Here is a 5416-nt window from a genome sequence, read left to right as displayed (position 1 = left end):
ATCGTTCGCGAAGTCGAGGTTCTCTGCCCCGCAAGAATTACACTTCTCACCGAACGCCGCACCTTCTCCCCGTATGGACTCTATGGAGGGAAGGACGCCAAGCCCGGCCGCACTCTGCTTCATACCTCAGGAGAAACGCGGGAACTCCCCGCGAAATGCAGCATCGAGGCTGCAGCAGGGGACCGCATTCGAGTAGAGACTCCCGGCGGCGGAGGCTGGGGCACGCCTGCCTGATAGTCCTATGCACTCAACCCGAAGCTCCTGCTCCCATGTCCGCGACATAGTAGTCGTCGATGGCCCTCTGCTGCGAGCCTCCGGCATAGTTTGGCTTGGAAGGCAGAAGTAGCAGATCCCGTAACTGAATGGCGTCAAAGTAGCCACGGCTGAGTATAGCGGCCAACTGGTGGCCGATAGGTGTGATGCTACCAGCCCTCAGCCGTGCTCGACGGCCTCGGGCTCCCCATCTATCCCGGCGCCCAGTTCGAGCAGCAAGGCAAGAGCAACGGATCGGCCGACGTCGACCTGAGCTTCGGCAAAATTAACCCTGCGCATAAAACCAGCCGCCTTCAAAATCACCATACCCCTGACGCCCTGCTTGCGTTCTATCGCAAGGCCCTCACCAGCTACGGAGACGTCATCGAGTGCCGGAACAGCCGGCCCGTAGGTCAACTCAACCGCACGTTCGAAGGTCTGGACTGCGAGGCGCGCCGGGGCCGGGGGGAACAGGAATCTCGAAGCTCGTCTGATAGGCGCCGTTTGCGGAGGCATGCTCCGTCTCGGACAGAATGCCGCCATAGACGACGGGCACGCTCTGACAGCCGACGAGCGCGCAGGCGGAAGCCATGACAGCCGAAAAAATCTGGCTCAATACCGACGCCTTATTCGTCGAGATCTCGATGATCTTGGCGTCTCCGTATTGGTGAGCCATGTGGTAGTTGGGTGTGTCCGTCTGCACCCAGAGCATCACCCCAGGCTGCTGCGAAGGCGTCAGGTCAACGAAGTATGCGCAAATAGCCGGCAATCCTCACGATCAGGTCCCGGTACTTTTCGGGCCGCGTCAGACGCCTCCAGTTTTGAGCACGTTCGTTTGTTAACGGGCGTCTCATCATTAGCCGTTCCGAAGCGCGACAATCGCGTTATTGGACTATCCGGCCCTGACTTTGCAAGAGCATTTCTACCGGGCAGGGCAGATCAAAACAACTAGTGAAATCCCTAGCTCGCCCAGAAAAAAGACTGAGACTGAGGCCCGATCGCGAGCTCTATGCACCAGGATCACAATGATCGAACCCCACAGCGCGAATAACACCTTGCCGACTGCATAGCTTACGCCATAGCCGAGAACCGGCATTCGACCTTCGGCTTTCTCCAGAAGGCCGCCAAAACAGGAGAGGACGTGGCACTTCCTGCACAAATGCCGAGCGCCCTATCCGGTCGGCAGCGGCAGCGCCCCAATTCGTCGTACCATGCCTCCAAACAGCCGCCGCGTCAGATGGCTCTCTGCCAACAGTAGCCAGTAATACCTGTCTGGCTGCGAAGTTGCGCCCCGGCAACGTTCACAGTGCCGACGACTTTTGCCACTGGGGAAACTCCTAGTTGCCTCGCCTAGGCCCCACTTGTACCGTCAAACTGAAGAGGTGCCTACATTGCAAGAGCAAGAGAACGATGAAAATGATCGGGCTATTTGCTTCATCGTAACCCTCCATGGGAGTGTCTGCTTCTCGGCGAACATGGAGCTATTTGGAAAATCGTGTCGAGAAGCGGTCTCCGCTTATGATCCCCCAGCCTGTTGAGGATATACCATGAAATCACTCGCCATCGCTTTAGATCGTCGGCAATCTCGAAAGCGAGATAGTAGATTGACTATGCTGGGTGTGTCGTTAGCACTCGCTTCCGGTTTAGCTTTCGGCCAGGACAGTGTTCCTACGGCCACGCACCAGGGCGGAGCCTTCTCACTCGGATATATGTTTACCTTCTTCTTCCTGATGCTTGGTCCGCTCAAGATCCTCGGGCCTTTCGTGCAGATCACCCGTAATGCAGACGCAGCCTTCACCCGCCGCATTGCAATTCGCGCTTTTCTGTACTCCTGCGCCGCTCTGGTACTGACCGTGGTGATCGGAGAAGGGTTTCTTCGCAAATACAACATCCCAGTCCCGGTACTCGCGATCGCAGCGGGAATTATCCTCTTTCTTGTAGCTCTTCGAGGCGTACTAGAGCAATTCGATATTGATCCAGACGCGACTCCGAAGCAGTATGAACCCGACATGCGATATGCCGCGTCACCGCTGGCCTTTCCGACGATAGTGACTCCCTATGGTGTGGCGATCGTCATCGTCTGCATGGCATTGACGCCGGACTACATGACCGAAACTAAGATTTATTTCGCGTTGCTTGGTTTGATGGTACTTAACCTCGTTGCTATGCTGTTTGCGCGGCCGATTCTCAAGTATCTGCAGGTGCCTCTCATGTTGTTCGGCACGGTCCTGGGAATCATTCAAGTGGCGCTCGGCCTCTCAATAACTCTTCGAGCTTTAGAGAACGTCGGGTTCATCGTGGGTAAAGGAGTAAACCGATGAGATCCAGATTACGATTTTGGCTGGTGGTGTTTCTGTTCACCGTTTCGTTTGTGCTCATTCCCTCGGGAAGATTACTTTCGCAGCAGCCAGCTGGAAAGCCCAGCCCGACGGAGTCGATCGATCAATTGACAGCTCCGATCGCTTTGTACCCCGATGCCCTCATCTTTCAAATCATGCCTGCGTCCACAAATGTCGATAAGGTTAAATCGTTCGCCGCCTGGCTGGGAAAGAACGCCAATCTCAAGGGGAGCGAGCTTCAAGATGCCGCTCAGAAGGCCGGCTTCGATACCTCATACGTTGCGTTGGCACCGTTCCCACAAGTCGTTCAGATGATGGCCCAAAAGCCAGAATGGACGAAGGCGCTTGGCCAGGCGTTCACAGCCGACAAGAATGCCATCTTCGATTCGGTCCAGCGAATGCGCGCTCAGGCGCAGGCGTCCGGCAATTTGAAGTCGACGCCTCAGCAGAAGGTCGAGACGCAGACCACCTCCAACGGTCAGCAGGTGATTGTGATTCAACCTGCGAATCCCGAAGTCATTTACGTTCCGACATACAATCCGCAGACGGTTTACGTAGCGGCACCTCCTCCGCCCCCGAGTGGGGCGGCAGTTGCCGGAGTGGGCGCTCTTGCCTTTACCACGGGTGTGATCATTGGCGCCCACAACAATTCTTACTATCACGCTTACGACGATTACTGGGATGATCGCGAAGACTACTACAAGGAGCGCCAGGAGAACTATCAAGAGAATGCCTCTCAGCGTCAGGAGAACTATCAAGAGAATGCCTCTCAGCGTCAGTCCAACGCACAGGCGAATCAGGATCAACGCCAGTCCAATGCGCAAGCGAATCAGGCTCAGCGCCAATCCAACGCGCAAGCGAATCAGGATCAACGCCAGTCCAATGCGCAAGCAAACCAATCGCAGCGCGTATCCACCGGAGGTTCCGCGCAAGCGCAGGGGGCGACCAGTCAATCGCAACGTCAGACTGCAGCCGCCACTTCGAGCCGCACAAGCGGGCAAACCGCTTCGCAACGCAGCGGAATGAATTCCAGCAGTCTTTCTGGCTACCAGAGTGGTTCAACCACTCGAGCCGAGAGTTCGCGGGGCAACTCCAGCCTCTCTTCCAGCCGAAGCGGTGGCCGGGGCGGTGATCGCAGCGGGGGCGGTGGGAGACGAAATCGATAATCCAAACAGGTTCGGAGAACGAATATGCGTTTGCGAAAGCACATTATTCCACTGGCAATGCTTGGGCTGACAATGCTGCTTGTGACAGCCTGCAAGAGGAGGCCCTCGCAGGCGAAATTCGCCACGCCGGATGAAGCAGCGGCGGCACTGCAACAGGCTCTCAAAACAGAAGACATGGGGAAATGGCGGGAGATCTTCGGGCGCGACGCGATTGAGGCTGTTGAATCCGGCGATCCGGTTTCGGATCGCAATGATCGCCAGGTGGTTGCACTCGCGATGGAGGAATCCTGGCATTGGTCGCCGCGCGGAGCGGACAGCAAGGAACTGATCATCGGCGACGAACAATGGCCCTTCCCGGTCCCTCTGCTGAAATCCGGTGACAAATGGCAATTCGATTCCCAGGCGGGCAGACAAGAGGTCTTGGCTCGGCGAATCGGAGGCAACGAACTCGGTGTCATCAACGTCTGCCGCGCCTATGTCGACGCGCAGCGGGAATATGCCAGTCAGTCGCACGACGGCATACCCGTAGGAATCTTTGCGCAGCACGTTCGGAGCTCTCCCGGCCGCCAGGACGGTCTTTATTGGGAGAGAAAGCACGGAGAAAAGCGCAGTCCTCTCGGAGATCTCGTCGCCCAGGCTGCTGAGGAAGGTTACGATCCGAACAAGTCGGCATCCGATCCGCTCTGGGGATACCACTTCCGAATACTCACGGCTCAGGGACCTGCGGCGCCCGGCGGCAAAAAAAGCTATGTAAAGAACGGGGTCATGAAAGGCGGCTTCGCTCTCCTTGCCTACCCGGCCAAATATGCATACAGCGGCGTCATGACCTTCGTAGTCGGTCAGGATGGAGTTGTTTACCAAAAGGATCTCGGGGATGACACGGCTACTGAGGCCCTGAGCCTGGCGGAGTACAACCCTGACGCGTCCTGGGCAGCAGTTCAGCCGGAATGACCGGAACTCCAGACCCTGCTGACCTCGACAAAGCCTTTGCTCATATCGAACGTACAAGAGATCGAGCAGTCCAGTTCGGTGTTCTCAGGTAGGTTGTTCCGAGTCACCTTCTTCGAGAGCTCCTCAACAAGTTCCTTCGCTGCAGGTTAAATGAACTCCGGCGATGCCCACTTCGTCACGCCGACCGTGTCAGGCCGTTGCTGAAGTTGAGCCGCGAACACATCGTGCGCGCGCAGAAGCTGACTATGTGATGGTCAGCTCTCTGGAACGCGACCCACTGCGGCGGACCATACAGTCCGATAGCCGGCACTCCAGGCACTACGTTCCGGACAGCGCACGATTCTATTTACGGAAGCTCCACAGCCCAGGCAACAACCTTCCAACTCGCTTGCTCCTTGGTCCACAACAACAGAAGAGCGGGTGATTCTTCCTCCCCATAATTCAATCGACTGGCGGACAAGTAATAAGCTCCGTATTTTGCATCAGCAGGCTTCAAGTCCGGAGCATCTTCGTGCGGCTGACGATTTTGGCACAGAAAGCTATCGGCCATCTGGTCCGGCACGGCCATGATGGCGAAGGCCTTGGAGTTTTCCTGCTGGACTGGGGGCAGCAGGTCATTACGGGGCTGCAGACTCGACGTCATGTCTGAGAGATTCGCGCCGGATGGAATTCTCCCGAGCGGCTGTTGAAGCCCAGACTGGATTCTGG

7 protein-coding genes are annotated in these 5416 nt (G+C 56.9%); 4 read left to right on the top strand and 3 right to left on the bottom strand.

Features of this window, described 5'->3' with window-relative positions:
• The coding region (locus Q363_RS30295; protein WP_035358173.1) for a hydantoinase B/oxoprolinase family protein at positions 1-234 on the top strand (234 nt) is incomplete at its 5' end.
• 198 nt (positions 235-432) lie between these two features.
• Here Q363_RS30295 and Q363_RS41605 read toward each other — a convergent pair.
• Together Q363_RS41605 and Q363_RS30285 are read right to left on the bottom strand one after the other, a co-directional pair.
• Positions 433-579, bottom strand: coding sequence for a hypothetical protein (locus tag Q363_RS41605; RefSeq protein WP_157467923.1), 147 nt, complete (start codon positions 577-579; stop codon positions 433-435).
• A 91-nt stretch (positions 580-670) separates the two neighbouring features.
• Complete coding sequence (locus tag Q363_RS30285) at positions 671-1021, bottom strand: hypothetical protein (RefSeq protein WP_157467920.1); 351 nt, start codon at positions 1019-1021, stop codon at positions 671-673.
• 778 nt (positions 1022-1799) lie between these two features.
• Between Q363_RS30285 and Q363_RS30280 the strand changes: the two genes are divergently transcribed.
• From Q363_RS30280 to Q363_RS30270, 3 genes are read left to right on the top strand one after another with little or no spacing between them, the layout of a single operon-like run.
• Positions 1800-2573: a MarC family protein gene (locus Q363_RS30280; protein WP_084080927.1), complete on the top strand. Its 774-nt coding sequence runs from the start codon at positions 1800-1802 to the stop codon at positions 2571-2573.
• Positions 2570-3757 carry a DUF3300 domain-containing protein gene (locus Q363_RS37095; RefSeq protein WP_084080926.1) on the top strand — a complete coding sequence of 396 codons (1188 nt, stop codon included), beginning with the start codon at positions 2570-2572 and terminating at the stop codon, positions 3755-3757. Before Q363_RS30280 ends, Q363_RS37095 begins: the two co-directional genes overlap by 4 nt.
• 24 nt (positions 3758-3781) lie before the next feature.
• Positions 3782-4708 carry a DUF2950 domain-containing protein gene (locus Q363_RS30270; RefSeq protein WP_035358165.1) on the top strand — a complete coding sequence of 309 codons (927 nt, stop codon included), beginning with the start codon at positions 3782-3784 and terminating at the stop codon, positions 4706-4708.
• Positions 4709-5054: 346 nt separating this feature from the next.
• On the opposite strand, the gene Q363_RS30265 is transcribed toward Q363_RS30270, so the two are convergent.
• The coding region (locus tag Q363_RS30265; protein WP_035358162.1) for a hypothetical protein at positions 5055-5416 on the bottom strand (362 nt) is incomplete at its 5' end.

It is taken from the genome of Edaphobacter aggregans DSM 19364 (assembly GCF_000745965.1).
In the GTDB taxonomy this organism is placed as follows: Bacteria; Acidobacteriota; Terriglobia; order Terriglobales; family Acidobacteriaceae; genus Edaphobacter; species Edaphobacter aggregans.
This window is presented reverse-complemented; position numbering and strand designations above follow the sequence as displayed.